At 64.3% G+C, this 19,855-nt stretch carries 15 protein-coding genes and 2 pseudogenes; 10 read left to right on the forward strand and 7 right to left on the reverse strand.

The features are described from left to right. Positions 1-123: 123 nt before the first annotated feature. Together ACWEPG_RS06925 and ACWEPG_RS06930 are read right to left on the reverse strand one after the other, a co-directional pair. The gene (locus ACWEPG_RS06925; RefSeq protein WP_452594131.1) at positions 124-555 is read right to left on the reverse strand and encodes a hypothetical protein; all 432 of its coding nucleotides are present in this window, start codon (positions 553-555) and stop codon (positions 124-126) included. Continuing rightward, a complete protein-coding gene (locus ACWEPG_RS06930) occupies positions 545-1,030 on the reverse strand; it encodes a GyrI-like domain-containing protein (protein WP_450114125.1) in 486 nt (161 codons plus the stop codon). Before ACWEPG_RS06930 ends, ACWEPG_RS06925 begins: the two co-directional genes overlap by 11 nt. Before the next feature lie 274 nt (positions 1,031-1,304). On the opposite strand from ACWEPG_RS06930, the gene ACWEPG_RS06935 reads away from it, so the two are divergent. Genes ACWEPG_RS06935 through ACWEPG_RS06950 form a run of 4 tightly spaced genes read left to right on the forward strand, consistent with a single transcriptional unit; the run spans position 1,305 to position 5,049 of the window. After that, entirely contained in the window at positions 1,305-2,531 is a 1,227-nt protein-coding gene (locus ACWEPG_RS06935; protein WP_450114124.1) for a class I SAM-dependent methyltransferase, read from the forward strand. 34 nt (positions 2,532-2,565) lie between these two features. Next, positions 2,566-3,360 (forward strand): glucose-1-phosphate cytidylyltransferase, encoded by a 795-nt coding sequence (locus tag ACWEPG_RS06940; protein ID WP_450114123.1) that lies wholly within the window; start codon positions 2,566-2,568, stop codon positions 3,358-3,360. Then, the gene (locus tag ACWEPG_RS06945) at positions 3,357-4,007 is read left to right on the forward strand and encodes a PIG-L deacetylase family protein (protein WP_450114122.1); all 651 of its coding nucleotides are present in this window, start codon (positions 3,357-3,359) and stop codon (positions 4,005-4,007) included. The genes ACWEPG_RS06940 and ACWEPG_RS06945 overlap by 4 nt, the downstream gene beginning before the upstream one ends. 1 nt (position 4,008) lies before the next feature. Further along, on the forward strand, positions 4,009-5,049 hold the full coding sequence (locus ACWEPG_RS06950; protein ID WP_450114121.1) for an NAD-dependent epimerase/dehydratase family protein: 1,041 nt from the start codon (positions 4,009-4,011) through the stop codon (positions 5,047-5,049). 10 nt (positions 5,050-5,059) lie between these two features. Here the strand turns inward: ACWEPG_RS06950 and rfbC are convergent, their stop codons facing one another. Then, on the reverse strand, positions 5,060-5,602 hold the full coding sequence (gene rfbC, locus ACWEPG_RS06955; protein ID WP_452594132.1) for a dTDP-4-dehydrorhamnose 3,5-epimerase: 543 nt from the start codon (positions 5,600-5,602) through the stop codon (positions 5,060-5,062). 62 nt (positions 5,603-5,664) lie between these two features. Between rfbC and ACWEPG_RS06960 the strand changes: the two are divergent. The 3 genes and pseudogenes from ACWEPG_RS06960 to ACWEPG_RS06970 all read left to right on the forward strand — a co-directional run. Further along, positions 5,665-6,786, forward strand: a pseudogene (locus ACWEPG_RS06960) (class I SAM-dependent methyltransferase); the annotation flags it as partial. Between the two features lie 237 nt (positions 6,787-7,023). Then, positions 7,024-9,417 (forward strand): annotated as a pseudogene (locus ACWEPG_RS06965) (WecB/TagA/CpsF family glycosyltransferase); the annotation flags it as partial. Further along, on the forward strand, positions 9,414-10,559 hold the full coding sequence (locus ACWEPG_RS06970) for an acyltransferase family protein (protein ID WP_450114119.1): 1,146 nt from the start codon (positions 9,414-9,416) through the stop codon (positions 10,557-10,559). The pseudogene ACWEPG_RS06965 and the gene ACWEPG_RS06970, both read left to right, overlap by 4 nt. Positions 10,560-10,598: 39 nt before the next feature. Here ACWEPG_RS06970 and ACWEPG_RS06975 read toward each other — a convergent pair whose 3' ends face one another. Genes ACWEPG_RS06975 through ACWEPG_RS06985 form a run of 3 tightly spaced genes read right to left on the reverse strand, consistent with a single transcriptional unit; the run spans position 10,599 to position 14,435 of the window. Then, complete coding sequence (locus ACWEPG_RS06975; RefSeq protein WP_450114118.1) at positions 10,599-12,335, reverse strand: DUF4082 domain-containing protein; 1,737 nt, start codon at positions 12,333-12,335, stop codon at positions 10,599-10,601. 34 nt (positions 12,336-12,369) lie between these two features. Then, on the reverse strand, positions 12,370-13,698 hold the full coding sequence (locus ACWEPG_RS06980) for an O-antigen ligase family protein (RefSeq protein WP_450114117.1): 1,329 nt from the start codon (positions 13,696-13,698) through the stop codon (positions 12,370-12,372). Next, positions 13,698-14,435 (reverse strand): hypothetical protein, encoded by a 738-nt coding sequence (locus tag ACWEPG_RS06985; protein ID WP_450114116.1) that lies wholly within the window; start codon positions 14,433-14,435, stop codon positions 13,698-13,700. The genes ACWEPG_RS06980 and ACWEPG_RS06985 overlap by 1 nt, the downstream gene beginning before the upstream one ends. 528 nt (positions 14,436-14,963) lie before the next feature. Here ACWEPG_RS06985 and ACWEPG_RS06990 point away from each other — a divergent pair. The 3 genes from ACWEPG_RS06990 to ACWEPG_RS07000 all read left to right on the forward strand — a co-directional run bounded on the left by ACWEPG_RS06990 (position 14,964) and on the right by ACWEPG_RS07000 (position 18,023). Beyond that, positions 14,964-15,608: a YdcF family protein gene (locus ACWEPG_RS06990; RefSeq protein ID WP_452594133.1), complete on the forward strand. Its 645-nt coding sequence runs from the start codon at positions 14,964-14,966 to the stop codon at positions 15,606-15,608. A gap of 144 nt (positions 15,609-15,752) precedes the next feature. Then, on the forward strand, positions 15,753-16,739 hold the full coding sequence (locus ACWEPG_RS06995; protein ID WP_450114114.1) for a hypothetical protein: 987 nt from the start codon (positions 15,753-15,755) through the stop codon (positions 16,737-16,739). A 105-nt stretch (positions 16,740-16,844) separates the two neighbouring features. Next, positions 16,845-18,023, forward strand: coding sequence for a glycosyltransferase (locus tag ACWEPG_RS07000; RefSeq protein ID WP_450114113.1), 1,179 nt, complete (start codon positions 16,845-16,847; stop codon positions 18,021-18,023). A 5-nt stretch (positions 18,024-18,028) separates the two neighbouring features. Here the strand turns inward: ACWEPG_RS07000 and ACWEPG_RS07005 are convergent, their stop codons facing one another. Continuing rightward, positions 18,029-19,513, reverse strand: coding sequence for a lipopolysaccharide biosynthesis protein (locus ACWEPG_RS07005; protein ID WP_452594134.1), 1,485 nt, complete (start codon positions 19,511-19,513; stop codon positions 18,029-18,031). Positions 19,514-19,855 lie beyond the last annotated feature (342 nt).

Consider the following 19,855-nt stretch of genomic DNA (forward strand, 5'->3'; position numbering starts at 1 on the left):
CTTCGAATTTCTTCTCGGCCCCCCGAATTGCACAGAAAAGTGCACGGGCCATCACTGCCTCCAGTTTCGGATTGTTCGAGTTCGGATTCGTACCGGAAACCCGACCATCCGCGGAGCGTGCGCCTAGGTCAGCGAGATGAAGAGTTCGAACCCGTTCGGCGCGCGGGTGATCTCGATTTCCTCGGCGAGGGCACGGTCGATCATCCCTTCCTTTGCCGCAACCTCCACCTGGTTCCACACATCGGCTATCGGATCGTCGACAGGTCCGTCCGGGACGAATCGCGCGAAGTAGCCGGCCGGAACCCGCACCATCACATCGCCTTCGACGAGGTGCTCCACACTGTCGCACCTGTACCCGACGACCGCGATCGAGTCGCCTTCCTTGTTCGGGGTGTACACCGTCACGATCTCGGTGATGCCGCGTTCACGTATGCGTTCGCGGGTGAATTCCATCAGCCCGCCCGCGCCCGACCGCTCCCCCGACGCTGGATCCACATTCGGCAGGACCAGTCCTCCGACGTCGACGACGCCGCACTTGACGATCTCAAAGCTCATGACCGGATCTCCGGGACGGGGCGTCGACCGCGATGTAGAGATCGATCCGGTACGCGTGCGGGTAGCACTCGTAAGCGCCGGCGGCGACCCTGCCGATCCGCCCCGCATCCTCCGCCTCCCGCACCTGCTGCCACAGGTTGCTCACTACGTCGGGGAATTCGCCGGTCGACACGAACCGGGCATACCGTCCGCCCGGAATCCTGGCCATGACATGACCGCGCATCACGTCCTCGATCGACTCGCAGCGGTAACCCACGACCTGGGTGTAGAAGGATCCGGCCTCGGCGGAATGATCCGTGTAGATCGACGCCAGCGGCCCTGGGGGATTCTGCTTGAGCACCGAGGACCAGGCTCGCTCGAGATTCGGATCCCGCAGCATCCCCAACGGACGCTTGGGACTTCGCACCGGCAGTCCCCCCACGAACGTCTGGCCGAGTTCGACGACTTCAATCTCCCCGGACCGCAATTCCACCACGCTCCCTCCCCGGAACGGGTTTCCCTTTGCTCGCAACGACACCCGGTCCGGTCACCGCAGATCCACCATAACCGCGAATTCGTGGCGTTGGGGAGACATGACCTGATGACGAAATCCCTATTCCCGCCAAACCATTCGAGCACCAAACTCGACGATTCAAAAGTCGGATATAAACAAACTTCAAGTACTTTATTGCCCTTGAAAGCGGGTGCAAAGTGTGGTTAGTTGGACGCAGTCCACCACTCGAAGGTCCGCACGAGGGGAAGACAGACCAATGCGGTGCAGACTGTGCGACTCGGACCGCCTCCTGAGCGTTCTCGACCTCGGCGCGACACCGCCGTGCGAGCGATTCCTCACCGCCGCTCAGTTGGACGCCCCTGAGCCGACGTATCCCCTACACCTACGCCTGTGCGAGGACTGCCTGCTCCTCCAAATCCCCGCATTGATCAGGCCCGAGGACACCTTCACCGAGTACGCCTACTTCGCGTCCTACTCCGACAGTTGGGTGGAGCACGCCCGGCGATTCGTCGAGGAGACCGTGCACCGTCTCGGACTCGACGCCCGCTCACGGGTGGTGGAAGTCGCGAGCAACGACGGCTACCTGCTCCAGCACGTCGTAGGCGCCGGCATTCCCTGTCTCGGGATCGAGCCGTCGATCAATGTGGGCGCCGCAGCCGTGCAGCGCGGCGTCCCGACTCGCTCGGCCTTCCTCGACATCGAGACAGCGGCCGCCGTGCGACACGAGTTCGGGCCAGCTGACCTGGTCGTTGCGAACAACGTGTACGCGCACGTCCCCGACCTGCTCGGATTCACCCAGTCGCTCCGCGCGCTGATGGCGGACACGGGGTGGCTCAGCATCGAGGTCCATCACGCGCTGAATCTCGTCGGACTCGGCCAGTTCGACACGGTCTATCACGAGCATTTCCAGTACTACACCGTGCTGTCGGCGGCCCGTGCGCTCTCGACCGCCGGGCTCGCCGTCGTCGACGTCGAGTTGCTCTCCACCCATGGCGGGTCCCTCCGGATCTGGGCGCGACCCGAACGGGTGGCCGAGTCGGCAAGCACACGAGTCCACGAGGTGCTCGCGAGTGAGGCAGCGGCGGGCCTGCACGAGGTGGACGGGTATCTCCACCTCGCCGACCAGGCACGGTCCGTCCGCCACCAGCTGCTGCGTTTCCTCCTCGACCGCCGGATGGAGGGCCGCTCCGTCGTCGGTTACGGCGCACCGGGCAAGGGCAACACCCTGCTGAACTACTGCGGCATCCGCCCCGACCTGCTCGAGTACACGGTGGACCGAAACCCGTACAAGCACGGACGGTTCACACCGGGGACCCGGATTCCGATCCTCGAGCCGGCCCAGATCGTCAAGGACCGACCGGACGTGGTGCTCGCGCTGCCGTGGAACCTCGAACCGGAGCTCACCACGCAACTTCGCTACATCAAGGAATGGGGTGGCGAGCTCGTATTTCCACTCCCCCGTCTGCACAAGGCCGCGGCGTGATCGCCCGGGTGGGCTCGCAAGGAGGGCGGACACCATGAAAGTCGTGCTGTTCTGCGGCGGTTACGGGATGCGCATGAGAAACACCCGTGACGACGAGATCCCCAAACCGATGCAAATGGTGGGCCCGAGACCGTTGCTGTGGCACATCATGCGCTACTACGCCCACTTCGGACACACCGAGTTCATCCTCTGCCTCGGATACGGCGCCGCCAAGATCAAGGACTACTTCCTCGACTATCACGAGGAGCAATCCAACGACTTCGTTCTCCACGGCAACCAGGTCGAGTTGCTGCACACCGACATCAGTGACTGGTCGATCACCTTCGCCGACACCGGACTCGAATCTCCGATAGGCGAACGGCTGCGCCGCGTCCGGCGGTATCTGAACGGGGATCGGTGCTTCCTGGCCAACTACGCGGATGTCCTCACCGACGCCCCGCTCGACCTCGTGATCGAGCGTTTCCACCAGTCGGGCGCGGTCGCCTCGCTGCTCGTGGTTCCGCCGCAGTCGTCCTTCCACTGCGTCGATGTGGCCGAGAACGGTGAGATCAAACAGTTGACGCCGATCGGGCAGTTCCCGATCTGGGAGAACGGCGGCTACTTCGTGCTCACGCAGGAGATCTTCGATCTGCTTCCCCCTGGTGGCGATCTCGTCGCGGACGTCTGTGGAACCCTCGCCGGCGAGGGCCGCCTGTTCGGCTACCGACACGAGGGCTTCTGGAAACCCGCCGACACGTTCAAAGAGCGGGCCGAGTTGGACGCCGGCTTCGCCCGCGGCGAGCACCCGTGGATGCTGTGGGCCGACGAGGAAGCGACGACGACCTCATGATCGACCTCCGCCCCACCCGCATCGACGAGGTGGCAGTCCTGGGAGCGCACTGCGACGACATCGCGATCGGTGCAGGCGGCACACTGCTCACCCTCGCCACCTCGCATCCTGGGCTGCGCGTACGCGCCCTGACGCTGTCCGGAACCGATACGGGTCGCGAGATCGAGGAACGGCATGCGCTGGCCGCACTCTGCCCCGACGCCGATCTCGAGGTGACGGTCCTCGATGTCCCCGACGGTCACGCGCCGGCCTACTGGGACCCGATCAAGCATGCTCTCGAGGCCTTTCGCGGCGCAGTCAGCCCGGACGTGGTGTTCGCTCCGCACCGAGGCGACGCGCACCAGGATCACCGGTTGCTCGCCGAGTTGGTCCCGACCGTGTTCCGTGACCACCTGGTGCTCGGATACGAGATCCTCAAGTGGGAGACCGACGCGCCCACCCCCACGGTGTTCCACCCGCTCCCGGTGAAGATCGCCGAGGAGAAGGCCCGAATCCTCCTCAAGCACTACCCGTCACAGGCCGACCACGACTGGTTCGACGAGCGCGCCTTCCTCGGACTGTCGCGGCTACGGGGTGTCCAGTGCCACCATCCGCACGCGGAGGCGTTCGTGGTGGAGAAGGCAACGTTGACGTTCAAGGGGGAATGACATGCGTGTCCTCGTCACGGGTCATCAGGGCTACCTGGGGACGGTCATGGTGCCGGTACTGCGTGCCAGAGGGCACGACGTGGTCGGGCTGGATTCCGGGTTGTTCGCGGACTGCATTCTCGGTCCACCACCGGACGACCCGCCGACGGTCGCCGTTGATCTGCGTGATGTGACGATGTCTCACCTGACGGGGTACGACGCCGTGATCCACCTGGCCGCCCTGTCGAACGACCCGCTCGGATCTCTCGCACCGCAGATCACCTACGACATCAACCATCTCGCATCGGTACGACTGGCGCGCCTGGCGAAGGATGCTGGTGTGCAACGGTTTCTGTACGCCTCCACCTGTTCGGTGTACGGGTCGGCCGGCGACGATCTCGTCACCGAGCAGGCGCCCTTACGCCCACTGACTCCCTATGCCGAGAGCAAGGTTCGGGTCGAGGACGACGTGATGGCGCTCGCCGATTCCGATTTCTCGCCGGTGTTTCTGCGCAACGCCACAGCCTTCGGGTTCTCACCCCGACTCCGTGCGGACATCGTGCTCAACAATCTGGTCGGGCTCGCACTGTTGACCGGCGAGGTGCGCGTCCTGTCCGACGGAACACCGTGGAGACCCCTCGTCCACGCGCGGGACATCGCGGCCGCGTTCGCCGCCGCACTCGAAGCCCCATCCCACCGAATTCACTGCGCCGCATACAATGTCGGAACAGAAGCGAACAACCTCACGGTCGCTCAGATTGCCGACGCAGTTGCCGGCGCAGTCCCCGGTTCCCGTGTCGTGATCACAGGGCAATCCGGGCCGGATACCCGTTCGTACCGCGTCGACTTCTCCGCAATCCGAACCATGCTGGGCGGATTCGAGGCCCGGTGGAGCGTTGCGGATGGAGCTGTCGAGTTGTTCGAGCAGTACACCCGGTGGGGCCTGAACGAGGCCGACTTCAATTCCAGGTTCACCAGACTCGCCCGCCTCGAGCTGCTTCGGAACAGCGGCGGCCTGGACGAGACGATGCGACCCCAGGCGATCGGGGCCGGGAATGGGTGAAGGCAAGTACTCAGAGCCGACCAATCAGATCGGCCCACGCGCCGGCACCGGCATCACGGGCGCTGACGACCGTCACAGGCAGCGGCCACGCGATGCCGAGGTCGGGGTCGTCGTACGCAACCGCGATGTCCTCATCCGGGTCGTGCTCGCGATCGATCCGGTAGCAGACGTCCGCGACCCGCGTCAGCGCCTGGAATCCGTGGAGGAAGCCGGGCGGAACGTAGAGATGCGCGAAGTCGACATCATCGAGGGTGAACGCCTGCTGCTCGCCGAAGGTTGGAGACTGTTTCCTGACGTCGACGAGCACGTCGTGAACCGCCCCGTGGGCACAACGCACCAGCTTCGCCTCACCGCGACCCGAACGGCCGTGCATTCCCCGGATCACGCCGAGCACCGACCGCGACTGGGAGTCCTGAACGAAATCCGCTGCCCGGATCCCCAACTGCTCTCCAACACGCGCGTCGAATGTCCGGGTGAACAGACCGCGCTCGTCCCGGTACGGTTCAGGCCGGAATACCAGAACGTCCTTCAGGTCGGTGGTCTCGACGCGCATGACGTCATCCTGCTCCGTCCCGGCACCGGAATCCACCGATTCGATGCCGCGGGGGTCGCGTGATGAAATGCCGGGGTTGCGGCGACACCAGCACCGAGCGGGTCCTCGACCTCGGTCGGGTGCCGGCCGCGGACCACTTCCCTCCCGCGTCGACGCCGGTGTCCGCGGACGAGACCTCCCATCCCCTCGCGATGGAACTGTGCCGCCGCTGCGGGCTGGCGCAGCTCGCCGAGGACGACACCACCGTGCAGGAGCCGCGGGGGGTCGAGCCACAGGTACTCAAAGAACAAGCAGCAGAGGCCGTTCGAATCCTCGACGGCGCCGGGTGGCTGCGCGGCGGAACAGCGATCGAGTTCGGCAGCCCACACGGGGGCAGCTGGCTCCCCCTCCTCGACGACCGTGGCTATCGGGCCCCCCGTACGGGAACACCGGCGTCGCTGGTCCTGGACTGCTTCGGCATCATGCACGAGCCGGACCAACGCCTCGCCTTCCAGGAGCGCGCGAAGGCCACAGCCGACGACGGCGTGCTACTCATCCAGTTCCATTCACTGGCCGCCATTCTCGAGCAGGGTCAGTGGAACGCCCTGCGCCACGGCCACTTCGCCTACTACTCGCTGACCGCACTGACGCGGCTGCTAACGAGCGTCGGGATGGCAATCAGCGACGCGTGGGAGTTCCCTCTGTACGGCGGAACGGTCCTGGTTTCCGCCCGTCACGGACGGGGTGCCTCCCAGTCGGGCACCGCCGAACGGATCCTGCAGAAAGAGCGGACTTTCGGCGCGACCGACCCGTCAGAGGTCCGGCAGTTGCAGCAATGCTGCGACAGGCAGGCCGCATCGCTTCGAGATTGGCTCGAGGCTATGGCCGCCGACGGACGACGTGTCTTCGCGTACAGCGCCGCATCACGTGCCGTGGCCTTGTTCGCCCGCGCCGGGATCGACCGCCACCTCGTCGCCGCCGTCGCCGATGCATCGAAGGCCAAGTGGGGCCGACGCATGCCAGGTACCGATGTCCCCATCGTCTCTCCACGACAACTGCTAGAAGCCGACCCCGATCGAGTGCTGGTCACCGTTCCCGACCTGCTCCCGGAACTATGGCACCGATACCCCGACCTTTCCGACAGGTGGATCGTCGAGATACCGGGTGCGAGCCGAGGGACGAAACACATCGGAACCGCGAGGGTGCCCCGACCACCCTGGCCCCGAATGGTCGTCGATCAGATTCCAGTGGATCTGCTCGATCGCGAGTCGGCCATCGAACTCATCTTCGATGCACTCGAGGCTGCCGGATCGCTGGCCGTGGCTTCCGCGAACTTGGACCACATTCACCACTTCGGTACGGACGCCTCCTGGGCGAATCACCCCCCGGCGATTTCGCAGGACGGTGCGATCGCCGAAGAACAGAGATGGCTCACCCTCCTCGACGGAGTCCCGCTGGTCCGCAAGGCGAAGACCGAGACCGGACGCACCTGGCCGAAGCTGTCCGGAAGCGACCTCCTCGAGCCGATTCTCGCGCGCTCGGCAGCCGACGGCGTCCGTGTCGGGTTCCTCGGCGGGTCCCCTACGACGCATCGCCATTTGCTCACGGCGATGGCGGAGCGGTTTCCGACGCTCGAGACGGTCGGCGCCTGGGCACCTGAGCGGTCCGTGTTGACCAATTCGGCCGCCTCGATGCGGCTCGCGCTCGAGATCCGTGAAGCGCGCGTCGAGATACTCGTGGTTTCGCTGGGAAAACCACTTCAGGAGAACTGGATTTCCGAATTCGGGCCCGTCACCGGAGCGCGGGCGCTTCTTGCATTCGGCGCTGCGGTGGACTTCCTCGCCGGACGGGTTCGCCGAGCACCGCAGTGGGTGGCGGACGCAGGGCTCGAATGGGCGTGGCGCCTGAGCCGAGAACCGCGGCGACTCGCGCACCGCTATCTGGTGGAAGCGCCGCCCTCGCTGTTACGCCTCGAGTGTCGGTCGCGGGCGACAGCGGCCGTCCCACCGAGGTCCGACCGAGTCGACGCGGCACAAGGAAGATTCGTCGCGCCCGGCGATCAGGCCGAGGTGGCTGTGGTAGTGGTGACGTACAACAGCGAGTCCGACCTACCGGGACTGATCGAAGGCTTGCGCGTGACCGCTGCCGACCGTGCGGTCCGAGTGATCGTCGCTGACAACCAGTCATACGACGGTACGGTCACGTTCATCGAGAATCAGCCGGATATCGAAGTAGTCCGAACCGGCGGGAACCTCGGGTACGCCGGCGGCATCAATGCCGCCCTTCCCTTGACGGAACCGAGCACTGCGGTTCTGATCCTCAACCCGGACATTCTGTTGCACTGCGGCGCGGTGACACATCTTCTTGCAGCACTGGACGATCCGCATGTCGGTGCAGTCGTGCCGCTGATCCTCGACAGCGACGGCGCTGTCTATCATTCCGTGCGGCGCGAGCCCTCCGTCTCCCGAACCGTCGGCGATGCACTGTTCGGCCGTAGGATGCGCAGGCGCCCCGCAGTCCTCTCCGAAATCGACCACTGCTCCACGCACTACTTGCGTTCACACGACATCGATTGGGCCACCGGCGCAGCCGTTCTCGTCCGGTCGTCGCTGATCCGTCACGTGGGTGACTGGAATGAGGAGTTCTTCCTCTATTCGGAGGAGACCGACTACTTCCGCAGGATCAGGGATGCAGGATACCGAGTGAGGTTCGAACCCACTGCTGTGGTGACACATCGTGGCGGTGGATCTGGAAGCTCGTCCGAGCTCACCACCCTTATGTCGGTGAATCGAGTCCGCTACTCAGCGCGATTCCACAGCGCCCCGTATTCGGCCCTGTTACGCGGAAGCGTTGCGCTGTCCGAGTTGCTGCGTTCGTACGACGCCGACCATCGCCGGACGCTGGCCGTGCTCTTGAATCGGAAGCGATGGGCGGATCTTCCTGCACCCTCGAAATCGGTACCTGACGACTATGATTCGGCAAGAAGGGGTAGAGGCGCAGTCATCGTACCCGCATATAACGAGGCGGACGTGATCGAACGCACCCTCGCTCCGCTGAGCGGAGCCGCGACACGCGGCGTCCTCGAACTGGTGGTCGTGTGCAACGGTTGCCGCGACAGAACTGCCGAGATCGCCCGTGCCGTGCAGGGAACGACCGTGCTCGAATTGGGCCGCGGGTCGAAGCCTGCCGCGCTGGATGCGGGAGACAAGGCTGCAACGTGGTGGCCGCGGATCTATCTGGATGCCGACATCCAGATCTCGGCCGCAGCGGTACTCCAAGTGCTGGATCGACTGGCAGAAGGGGATGTGCTCGCGGCCCGTCCGGTGTCTCGCTACGACCACCGGTGCGCCAGCACCCTCGTGCGCAGCTACTTCCGCGCACGGGAGCGCATTCCGGAGTTCCGGACTGCGATGTGGGGCGCCGGTGTGTACGGACTCAACGAGTCGGGTCACCAACGCGTGGGCCGCTTCAGCGACCACGTAGCCGATGACCTGTTCGTCGATGCGCAGTTCACGGCCGACGAGAAGACCGTGGTCCCAACCCCACCGTCGGTGGTCACCACACCCACCGACGCCAAGAACCTGCTCCGGATCCTGCGTCGCTGGCACCGCGGCACCATCCACGAGGATCGGCTGCTGGGCCGAACGAGTGGGGGCACCGTCCGCACATTGCTTCACACGATTCGTGGACCCGGATCCGCCGCGGATGCGGTGGTATACGCAGGAATGGCCCTTGCAGCACGCTGGAATCCCGGCACCTCGGGACCCCCGCCCTGGGAACGGGATGCGAGCAGTCGGTCCGGCCGGATGCGCCCGAGGAGGGATTCGCCGCCATGAGTGCAGATCCGAGAGTAGCCGCGCGACCTCCCACACATCGCCCGCATCCAGCCCGCGGCGCCACCGCCGGAGGATCTCGCTACAGCCACGTCGACGCGATGCGTGCGCTGGCTGTGATGCTCGTCGTGATAGGGCACGCCGGGTTGGGTGGCATCGTTCCCGGCGGCAGCGGCGTCACGATCTTCTTCGGCATATCGGGGTTCCTGATCACATATCTCCTTCTCCGCGAGCGAGACCGGACAGGCGCCTTCGGCATCGGCAGGTTCTACTCCCGTCGGCTGTTGAAGATCGGGCCGCCGTTGTTAGCGATCATCGTCCTCCCCACACTGGTGTTCGCGATCTGGAACAGGGTGGACTGGTCCGCATTCTCGGCCCAGACGTTCTTCTATTACAACTGGTTCAAGGCCGAGGGGCGGATGGCCGGCGTTCTTCCGGGCAGTGGCGTCGTGTGGAGCCTGTCCATCGAGGAACAGTTCTACGTCGTCGTCGCGGTTGTCTGGCTGTTGGTCGCGAGGATGAGATCGGCCCTGAAATGGCTGACGGCGCTGGCCGTCACGATGGTCGCGGTCAGCACGGCGGCTCGTGTCGTGATCGCGACGTCCGCCTCCGTTTCTGAGGCGGATCGCATCTACTACGGGTCCGACACCAGATTCGACGCCATCGGATGGGGAGTCCTCACCGCGGTCGTCTACTTCTCGTGGGGTCACCAACGACTGTCGTACCTGCAACGTCTGTTCGGTCGGACCTGGATTCCTCTGACAGCACTCGCGGCCTATCTCACATCACTGGTCATCCGAGATCCGTGGTTCCGAGACACCTTCCGGTTCAGCATTCAGAGCATCGCTACGTGCGCGATCATTCTCTACGGGTTCGCCGCCACCCAAACCACTTTCAAACACGTTTTCGACTCCGTGGTGGGCGTTCGCCTTGTTCAGGTTATCGGACTCGCGAGCTACAGCATCTACCTCGTGCACTACGGAATGGACGAGCTGGTCGACATGGGCGTCGGGGGTTGGACCAGCGCGGGGGTGGTTGGCGCAGCGGTGATTCTGGTCAAGGTACTGGTGTCAGTCCTGGCCGGAGTCGTCCTGTACTACCTGATCGAGAAGCCCTTCGAGAAGGTACGGGCCAGGCTTCGGTAGCCGTCCTCGCCCACTACTTCGTGTCCGGACCGGACTCGCCTACCGCAAACCGCAGGTGTCGCCGCCGTGGACCCGATATATGTGGACCGCGTTGCCGTCGGCGAAGTCGTCGCGAAAGACCCCGTCCGAGACCGGGATCGACCTGTTCTCGTCGACCACCTCGACACTCGTGGCTCCGCCGCACGAGAGAGTGACAACGGCGTCCGTGTCCTCTGCCCGTTTCGATCCGGCCATCAGATAGAAGCTGCCGTCGAACATTTTGGCGGACAGGTCGATCGGCGCATCGGTACGCGCAAACCCATCGACAAACGGTGCATTGAGCACCGGTGCAAGTCGCCGGATCTGGGCGTTCACCGAGATGACATCTCCGCGCACCGCGTCCCCGCACGTATCCCGCAGCACATTGTACGAGAGGCACGGTCCACCGAAATTGTGGTTGAAGTAGACGATTCCCCGTGCACCGTTGATGATGCTGCTCCACACGGCGGCGCGAATCTCGGGTCCCGTCACGGCGCGATCGGCGCCCTCGGCGAACGGGTGCCCAACTTCGACGAAGTTCCACACCGGGACCGCGGCCTTCGGTTGAACGAGGGAACGGATGTACTTCGTGGTGACGCCGTAGTTCGAAGCGAGGCGGCATTCCGAGTTCGACAGCGACCGTGCCCCGTTCGTCAGCAATGCCCCGCCCTCGTCGGCGCGGCAGATACTCGGGTCGGTGAACCAATAGTTGTCGGCCGAGACAACGTTCTGGAAGTCGTTCACGAACTGCGCGGCAGCGTCCCTGGGCTCCCAGAAGGTGACGCCTTTGCCGTAGTTCGCGTAGACCATCACGCCAGGCGGTACCGTTCGACGCATTGTCGACATCACTGTGTACCCGCACCCCGCCTCGGCCGGGGCACAAATGGGACTGTCGGGCGGACTGCGCCCGGTCCACGCAGCATCTCCCGCCCCGGCCCACATATCGGCTTCGTCGGCTGTCAGCCGGCCGGCCGCGCGCGGATCGCCGTGACTCGGAATCGCGAACATCCCACTGTCGGCGATGAGACCGATGTTGCTCTGCTCGGTGAGCTCGACATAAGTGTTGAGACCCATCGCGCGATCGGCCGCCACATCCGGAGCGGACTCAGTGTTGGTGAACCAGACCCCGATCGGAAAGAAGTCCTCCGCTACGGGGAGCGAGCTGGTGAACGCGTCGTAATACCCTGTGCCGCCATCGATTGGGCGCAGCGTAGGGCCGGTCGGTGTGAACAACACGTCGACGTAGTAGTTCACTCCGGCGCTCCGATTGTTCGGAAACCCGCTGCCGCGGGCGTAGACGCCCCCTCGAGCCGTCAACCAGCCGCTGGTCACGGTATGCCCCAGAACGAACGTATGACTATCGGTTGGATAGCCGCCTCGCGGGGCGTTGTACGAAACCACATAGTCCTCATTGGCCTTCACCGGCACAGGCTTCTCGAAGGGGATCTCACGCCATCCGGCCGGGCCCTCGGGAACCGGCACGGTCGCCAACGCGGTACCCTCCGACGTCCATAGGGTCGCACTGTCTACTTTCATGTCCTCGCTTCCCTGATAGAAGCGCACCGCGGAGATTTCGCCCTCACTCACCGGAGAAAACTCGGTTCCGACCGCGGCCGGACCGGTGTCCGGTTCGACCGGAACCGGCGGAACGACCGCGTCCGACCAGATCGTGCCGTTGGTAGAGACGGCCGTGTCAGGGAAAGGACTCGTCGACACGCATGACCCGCAGACGATCGCCATCGCCGCGAGTACCGCCATTGCGGGGCTGCGAATCTGTCGGCGCTGGCAGCCTCTATGGACCGTGAACATCGCGACGCCAGGCGGACCACAAGAGACTGAATAGCAGAAAGTACACGAATGTCGCCTGCTGATAGGTGAACAGATCGAATGTGAAGGTCGATGCAATGATCCCGATCAGCGCGGACCCGATTGCGTATGTCTGATCACGCTCCCGCGGTGACCTCGCCGCCCGCAGCGACGTGACCATTCCGGCCACAGCGCCCGTCATCACAAGCAACATCGCCACCAATCCAACAGCGCCTCCCTGCACTATCGCCTGCAGCCACTCGTTGTCCAGGAATCCGTACACGGTCGGCGGATTTCCGCCGAGGCCGAGCCCGAACCACGGATGCTCATGAAATGTGCGCGATACGGTGCTGTAGTCGGCCAGGCGGCTGAGCACGCTTCCGTCCTCCTTTGCCATGACCACTGTGAGCCAGAGGGCATAGGCGGAATCGGGAGCAGCTGCCACATAAGCCAAGCCAACTCCGATTCCGATCAGAATCCCATTGGCGAGCTGACGAACGGTGAACGCGAACATGTACGTGAGGAGGGCAGCCACGAGCGCAACCACTCCGGCCCGTGAGCCCGCCGCAGGCATGGCGAATCCGGCGACCAGACAGCCTCCGGCCGCGCACCGCCGGTAGAGCGGCCTATTGGCAAACCGCGCGAGGTGAAGCGTCAATGGAACCGCCACCGCGGCCAGAACCGCGAACTCGATGGGGTGCTGTGAGGTACCGACGACACGAAAGGCTCCATTCCGCTCGGCAATGCCGGCGACCTCCAGATTCAGCACGAATCCCGGCGGTTGGAACAGAAGTCGCAGATCGATTCCCGTGAAATTCTGCAGCAATGCAACCAAACACGCGAAGGTGATTCCGGTGGCTAGCAGACCCATGACGATCGATCTCTGTCGAACTGTCCTGACCGTGTGGAGTACGTACAGCGCCACACCCGCATTCGCAATGAGCCCGATGGCCATCCGCGTCTTCGTCGCCTCTACGACGGAACCGTCCAGATGCAGGATCCCGACCCCGTAGATCAGAAGCTGGAGAAGGAAGTAGACGACAATGAGGATGACACCCGGGTTCACCACCTGACGACCGCCTCGGCGCCTCGCCAGGACGAAGCCCGTCACGGCAAGTGCGAAGAACGCGACAGCCATCATTCGTGCGGGTGATCCGTTGCTTTTGAGCGGGCCGGGGAAAACGGAGATCGTCGGTAACGCGGGAACGAGTAGACAGAAGAACCCGACCACCCATGGTGTCGGCTCGCCGACCGGTCGACTCGGCGCCGACACATCGGTCCTGACCGGCGCGGTCACCGGGGCGGGAGCAGACATCAGTCGACCGAATCCGCGCTACGACCCGTCTTTCCCACCACACCGTCCATCACTGGCGCCCGCGGATCGGCGCCGTTGGATTCACTCGCACGCTCCGAACCAGGCGGCGTCTTCTCCCGACGCCGCAGCATCACAAGGTCGACTAGGACTGCGGCAAGCACGGCAAGTCCCATACCTGCGAGAAGTATTGCTACCGTCGATCGTATCCTGCTGGGCATTGCCGGCACCGGATCGCTCGGTGCCTGCACCGGATACACCGCAACCATCCGGTCCTCGGGCACTCCGGCATTTCGCTGCAGAGTTCGCAGCGTCACGTCAGCCTGTGCCGCAACCAACTCGAGTGTCTTCGTGACAGCGGCTGGGTCGGGGTTCGTGACCTCAACCATGACCAGGGGCAACTGACCGACTGGGGGCGGAAGTTCCATCACCTTGGAGAAGTACCCGGGCTGCCCGCCCGCGGCGACGACCTGCTGAACCACAGCGGGACTCCGCAACCCGATCGCCAGCAGGTTGGCGATGAGTGGTGCCCCTCCGGCGTCCACCAGACCGTTGCTCCGCACCTCACCGACATCGGGCGGCACCACACTGGGGGGAGCGAAACCGATTGCGACATTCGCATAGTAGGTGGGCTTCACACCCGAGTACAAGGAATAACCGAACCACCCGACAATCAGCATCAGCGGGACGAAGACGTACCAGCGTCGGGCACAGGATCGTCCGACGTCGAAGAGGTCCACGCCAACTCCCACTCGCCGTCGAATCGGCGGAGGCCATCCGCTTCTTCGAATTGAATCCGTCTCTAAGTCTTGTTGACCGGCGCGCGAATCGAATGGGTTCCATGGTACCAACTTCACCCTTCCTTGCACCCACACAAACCGCTTCCGTTCAGACGGCTCACACCGCTACAACCCCGGTGACGGGTGTGCACCACTGCCTCGCCGCACCTCGACTGGTTCACCACCCAGCAGCAAGCCATCCACCCATGATGAAGCTCGAGACTGGCGGGTCGGCGGCAAAGCAGGGCTCCGATAGGGCTCCCAGACCTCGCCGACTCGCAAATACGGCACCGCCCAGCAGGTCACCGTTTGTCGTTTGACCACTCCGATGAGCAACTTCAGCAGCGGTGAAGGGAGCGGTAGCCTGGAGGCACCGAGGGGCCAAGGAGCTCAGACAGCACTCTCAATTCCATTCCCTGCACGGCATTGGCAAGAACGCTTGACGATGGCCGGGCGTGCTGGGACGACGTCAGCGAAGCCGGAGGCACCGTGGGCGAAGCCGGAGGCACCGTGGGCGAAGCCGGAGGCACCGTGGGCGAAGCCGGAGGCACCGTGGGCGAAGCCGGATACACCGCGACAGTGGCGGGCAAAAGTCGTGTCGGCGCCCGCCGATGGGTGGTTGTCATCAGCCTGCTGATTGCAGCAATGACGGCTGGTGGGGTGCCCGTATATGTACACCCACAGATCGATCCCCTTCGACCGGCCGACGCTGTGATCGTTCTGGGTGGCGCTGACTGGAGCCGATACCCGTACGGAATCGAGCTCGCACAGAACGGGTGGGCGCCGCAGGTCATCTTCTCGAATCCTGCTGGGGTAAGTGATAACTGGATGGCAAAGGCGTGCGCGGAGCCCCACCCCGATTTCGAGCTGCTCTGCTTTGTTCCTGATCCGCCGACGACTCGAGGGGAAGCGAAGGAACTGAACCGCTTGGCCGAGCAGTACCACTGGAATCACGTCATCGTCGTGACATTTACGCCGCACATTTCGCGCGCCCGGTTCATCCTGGAGCGCTGCTTCGACGGGGAACTGACGATGGTGGCAAGCCCAGGCGAAATATCATCTCCCCGATGGTTTTACGAGTACGCCTACCAATCGGTGGGCTATCTGAAGGCGGTCCTGCAGCCGGGATGCTGACAATCGGTCTCAACGTGCGATGGTGCTAGTATCTGGCTCGACACGGTGCGAGCGCGGGCGCTGCCTGTTCTTGCGAATGCGGAATGCCGTTCGCCGCGGTCACCTCGATGGGCTGACCGGGCCTGGCCTAGGAGTGCATCGACAATGTCGCGGCCCATGCTCCCACCAACTACCCTCGGCCTGCGTGCGGGCGACCTGGTGGAGGTCCGCAGTGCCGACGAGATCCTCTCCAGCCTCGACGAACGGGGCGAATTCGAAAATCTCCCGTTCATGCCCGAGATGCTTGCATTCTGCGGAAAACAGCTGACGGTTCGCAAGGTGGCTCACAAACTCTGCGACACGATTGGTGGCAGCGGGATGCACCGAATGGAGAACACCGTGCACCTCACCGGGTCCAGATGTGACGGTGCCTCACACGGAGGCTGCCAGACCGCTTGCTCACTGTATTGGAAAGAAGTCTGGCTCAAGCGGATCGAGCCCGGGACGCGATCGACGTCGAGCAACCGAAGGGTCGAACTGCCGCTCTTGGAGGCCAACGCGCACAAGGAGCCTGGCCCGGACGGCGAGGACCGATACTCCTGCCAGGCAACAGAGTTGCTGCGGGCCGCACCCACCTGCCTGCCATTTCGCGACCTCCGCCAATTCAGAACGGATGTCACGAGCGGCAACGTGACGCCGACCCAGTCGCTAAGGGCGTTCGGCGTCGCACTCTTCAACCGTCTGCAAGACGTCAGTACTCGGACACTGCCTCGCAGGCTGCGGTTTCGAGACGGCCAGCGCTGGGGATTCGTTGTCGGAAGGCTGATGGGCAGAACTCCAACGGAGCATCTCGACTTGCGGCCAGGCGAGATGGTCCGAATCAAGACCAAGGAGCAGATAATGGCCACCCTCAACGAAGGCCGACTCAACCGCGGCATGGGCTTCGACGAGGAGATGTCCCGCTACTGCGGCCGGACCGCGCGAGTGCACTCGCGCGTGACCAGATGCCTGGACGAGAAGACCGGCAGGCTCCTTGTCATGAAGAACCCTTGTATCGTCCTGGAAGGCATCGTCTGCGCCGGCGTGTACAACGCCAACTGTCCGCGCGAGTTCGTATCGTTCTGGCGCGAGATCTGGCTCGAACGCGTCTGACCAACCCTGATGCGTGGGGACAACGCATCCGACCTCACTCGAGATCTTGCGGCGAACACACCTGACAGCGAGCCGTGCACGATCGCGCTGCGTAGAATTCGAGTCGTGCAGCGAGGATCGTCGGCCACAACGGAAACGGACGTCGTCTTCACATTCGGAATGGAGATGTTCGACGACGCGGTAGGTCGGGAGTTCTGCCGACCTACCGACCAGACTCTGCTTGCGCTGGCCGGTAGCGACCGCGTGGGGCTCCTGCTGGTCGCCGACGCATGGCGCTCCTACATCGCGTCTGCCGTGCGCCGCCGGCCCGTCCGGCTGGACGATCCGGTGACGATCGCCGATCGGACCGCCACCCGGGTTCGGCCACACCGGCTCAGGACTGTGGAATCGACCGGCCTCAACGCGGTCGAACGCTCCTACCGTCGGTACGGCGCTCTGCTCGGTCGCGCGCTGGCGCGTGCCCGCGGCGAACAGGCGGCCCAACCGGCATCCGCCGCGCTGGTCACGTACCACCCGTTCGTCGCTGCGTTCTGCGATGCGTCCTGGATCAGCAACATCGTGTATGTCGGCCAGGATGATTGGGCGAGCGGCGACGCGCTGGCTCAGTGGTGGGACTTGTTCCGGGTGGCCTATCAACGCATCGACGAGCGCGCGGGGGCAATCTTCGCAGTATCCGAAGAGCTTGCCCGGCGGTTGTCTCCGCGCACCAGCGTCGTTCCGAACGGCGTAATCGGCGAAGTCTGGCGCCGGCGTTTCCCGGAGCCGGATCGTATTGCCGCCCTGCCCAGACCGCGCGCCGTGTACACGGGCACCATTGACGACCGCCTCGAGCCAGCTCTGGTGAAGGTGACCGCGGACCGGGTCGGGTCTTTGGTGATGGTCGGTTACCCGGGCGACCCCAGCACGATCGAGTACCTGCGCTCGCTGGACAACGTTCATCTCTTCGGCCCCGTCAGCCAGCGTGAACTAGCCGCAACGGTGCAGGCGTGCGACATCGGAATAATCCCGCACCGTGACCACGCCTGTATCCGCGCGATGTCTCCGCTGAAGTTGTACGAGTACCTCGCGGCCGGGCTCCCCGTACTGTCGGTCGACCTGCCGCCGATCCACGGAGTTGACGACGAACGCGTGCACATCAGCAAACGAGCGGATTGGGCCGACGGACTCGCGCGAGCACTCGCCATGGGGCACACCTCCGAAGCTCGGAGGCTGAGTTTCGTCGCCGAGGTCTCGTGGGAGCGACGCATGCATCCGGTGGTGCTGGCAGCGACCCGTCAACCCTAGACATGTCAGGCGCGAGTGGCGGGGGCCTCCGCGCGGTACTCGTCTCGCTCACCCGTCCCCAAGATCCGCTTGACCATGTACACCAGTTCACCGAGCAGGGCCCTGTGGACCAGCCGCATCACTCCGATGCCGGCCGCTGCCCCCGCCAGTCCGCCGAGCAGTAGGACCACCAGCTCGCGTCCAGGGATGGCGACCGAGACTGCAAGGTAGGCCGCAGCGACCCAGGCCGCCACGTGAGCGCCGGGGACCAGTGACGCGACCTGGCTGCGCAGCGTCATGTGGAGCAGGCTGCCGCGGATGAACCACTCGACGGGGAGCAACATGCCGGTGGCCGCGCTGTAGCCTATAGCGACTTCCAGGGGACCGAAGGGCAGGCCGGACACGATGCCCACTGTGGTGACGATCGTGGTGAGCCAGGCAAACCGAAGATTGAGCCTCGCATGCCCCAGTCCCAGCACCAGGGGCATCGTCGACGGTTGATAGATCGCCTGCACGGCACCCGCCATTGCGAGGACTTGAACGATCGGGATGGCCGGCGCCCACTGTTTTCCGAACAGCAGTAGCACCAACTGCGGCGCAGCCGCAGCGACAAGCGCCATGACCGGCAGGGCCAGGGCCGCGAGGGCCCGCGTCGCCCGGGTCATGTCGATACGTAGTGACTCGAGATTGTCCGCAAGACGCGAGAACGCCGGAAACAACACTGTTCCCACCGTCGTGGTAGCCAACTGGACCGGAAGTAGCAGCAGGCGATAAGCCAGGCCGTAGTACGCCAACGCCTGAGGCCCCTGGAACCGGCCGACCAGCAGGTTGTCGATGTTCCGAGACACCGAGTTGATCAGGAGTCCGGCAGCGAAGGCCCGCCACGAGAACGATGCGATCTCTCGCAGCCGCTGCCACCGCAGGTTCGGCCTCCTTCCGGCCCCGACCGCCAGCAATAGCAGCAACAGAACCACATCGGTGCAGACAACTTGGACGACCAGCGCCCAATAGCTCGCACCCGCAAGCGCCACCGCCACCCCGAGCGCACCTCCGGTCATCGCCGCCACGACGTCCGCGATTCCGATCGTGCGAAACTCCATGCGGCGCTGCAGCAACGCGCGGGGGGTGATCGACGCAGCCCGCACGAGCAGGCTCGGCGAGAGTGCGACAAGAACCAGCGCTAGTTCCGGTGTCGACATGAAGGCGGCCCAGGCCGGGGCGATCACGATGGTCACGACCATCAAAGACGCCCCGACGGCGAGATTCACCGTGACCACGACGCCTGGCATGTCGGCCTCGACTGTGGGTCGTTGGATCAACGCGCTCGAAAATCCCTGGTCGAGCAGAAGGGCAACGATCCCGATGTAGACGGCGCCCAAGGCGACGATGCCGAAAGCCTCGGGCCCGACGAGTCTGGCCAGAATGATCGTGAACACCGTTCGGGAGACTTCCCGACCGATCACGGAAAGACCGCTCCATCGCATTCCCGACGACAAACTGCCGTCAGCCATGATGACCCCACATGGTCGTTCTCATCAGGCCTACCGCCTGTGCACTACCCGGATCAACCCACCAGCTCTGTCCGTTGCCCGAGACCGGAGCCAGTCGCTTCGACCGCCCGAGGTGAACGACCGGACACTCGTCCCCGCCACCAACAGCATCGGTGCGATCCTTCCGTCGCAGCCAACGGCCATTCGATGTTATCAGCGGCATCAGCGAACACGGAGATCCTCCTTGTTCGATTCGGACCCGTGGTGTGTCGACTCGATGGAGTTCGAGGTCAATGTGGACCATGGATCGCTGTTCGGAATCTACCTCTCCCGCATTAGATCTCGAGTGATTGCATGTCGCCG

The organism is Rhodococcus sp. NPDC004095, assembly GCF_053604015.1.